Here is a 1639-nt window from a genome sequence, read left to right as displayed (position 1 = left end):
GGAGGCGCTGCAAAAATAGCCAACTGTCCCCACCCTTGGCACACTAAGTTCCTTCAACCAGCCTCCCTCTCCGTGAGCGTTACGCGCGTGCAGAAAACCTTCTCCGAACTCGAATATACCGGCAAGAAAAAGCAGACTCGCCGAGATCGCTTCCTGGCTGACCTTGAACAGTTGGTGCCCTGGGCCCAGCTGGAGGCGCAAGTGGCGCCGTTTTATAGCAACACCGCAGGCAAGCGCGGACGCCCTGCGATAGGGGTGTCGCGCATGTTGCGCATGTACGTCGTGCAGCAGTGTTTCGGTTTCTCCGATGAAGGTTGCGAAGATGCCGTCTACGACAGCCAGGCCATCCGCGGTTTTATGGGTATCGACCTGGGTCGCGAGTCGGCACCGGATGCCACCACCTTGCTGCGTTTTCGCCGCTTGCTGGAAACCCATCAGCTAACGCGGCTGCTGTTTGAAACGATTAACCAGCATCTGGCCAGCCGGGGGCTGCTGCTCAAGGAAGGCACTATCGTCGACGCTACCCTGATCGCCGCGCCGCCCTCGGTCAAGAACCGAGAAGGCAAGCGTGATCCTGAGATGCATCAGGCCAGGAAAGGCAATCAATGGCACTTCGGGATGAAGGCCCACATTGGTGTAGACGCCACGTCGGGGCTGGTGCACAGCGTAGTAGGGACGGCCGCTAACGTGGCGGATGTCACCCAGGTTGGCCAGTTGCTGCACGGTGACGAAACCTATGTTTCGGGTGACGCTGGATACACCGGTGCGGCCAAGCGACCGGAGCATGCTGAACGGGACGTTATCTGGTCGATTGCAGCACGGCCAAGCAGTTACAAGCAGCACGGCGAAGGCAGCGTGCTGTATCGGGTCAAGCGTAAAATTGAATATGCCAAGGCGCAACTGCGTGCCAAGGTCGAGCACCCCTTCCAGGTAATCAAGGTGCGCTTCAATCATCGCAAGGTTCGCTACCGTGGGCTGGAAAAGAATACAGCGCAGTTGTTCAGTTTGTTTGGGTTGGCCAATCTGATGCTGGCCAAGCGGTATTTGCAACAGGCGGCAGGATAAATCCGTCTGAAAGGCGGGACTGGCCCGCCAATCAGCAAAAGGAGGGCAGAAATCTGCCCGAGAAACGCAAAACAAGGCCGGCAGGTTGAAAAAAACCGGCTTGGAAATGAAGACGGTGCGAACGGGTTAATTTTTCAGCGTCTCCTTAGGGAAAAAGTATTCAAGAGAGTGTCCACTAAAATGGTGTCCACTATCTTGGTCAATTTGGAGGGCTGTCAGGAGAGGGTGTTGGCCGGACGGTTACGTTCAATCCGGCAGAGACGCCGAAGGATTTGCGCAAGCTGGTCGGCGGTAAAATCCGAGAGGAACTAATCGTTGCTAACTGGCCTGACTTATTCCGCTGCGCCGCTACCATGACCGCCGGAAAGATCAAGCCCAGTCAGTTGCTCCGCAAGCTCGCCTCCTACCCGCGCCAGAACGATCTGGCGGTTGCTCTGCGTGAAGTTGGCCGTGTGGAGCGAACACTCTTTATTATAGAGTGGATTCTAGACACGGAAATGCAGCGCGCGCCCAGATCGGCCTTAACAAGGGTGAGGCTCACCATGCTCTCAAGAATGCGTTGCGCATCGGTCGC

At 56.8% G+C, this 1639-nt stretch carries 1 protein-coding gene and 1 pseudogene; both read left to right on the top strand.

Annotation, left to right across the window (positions count from 1 at the left end; translation table 11 throughout):
* The first annotated feature begins 87 nt into the window (after positions 1-87).
* Entirely contained in the window at positions 88-1065 is a 978-nt protein-coding gene (locus tag ALO43_RS20900) for an IS5 family transposase (RefSeq protein ID WP_010213957.1), read from the top strand.
* Between the two features lie 233 nt (positions 1066-1298).
* Positions 1299-1639: pseudogene (locus tag ALO43_RS20895) on the top strand (Tn3 family transposase); the annotation flags it as partial.

This window comes from Pseudomonas tremae (genome assembly GCF_001401155.1).
Lineage (GTDB): Bacteria > Pseudomonadota > Gammaproteobacteria > Pseudomonadales > Pseudomonadaceae > Aquipseudomonas > Aquipseudomonas tremae.
This window is presented reverse-complemented; position numbering and strand designations above follow the sequence as displayed.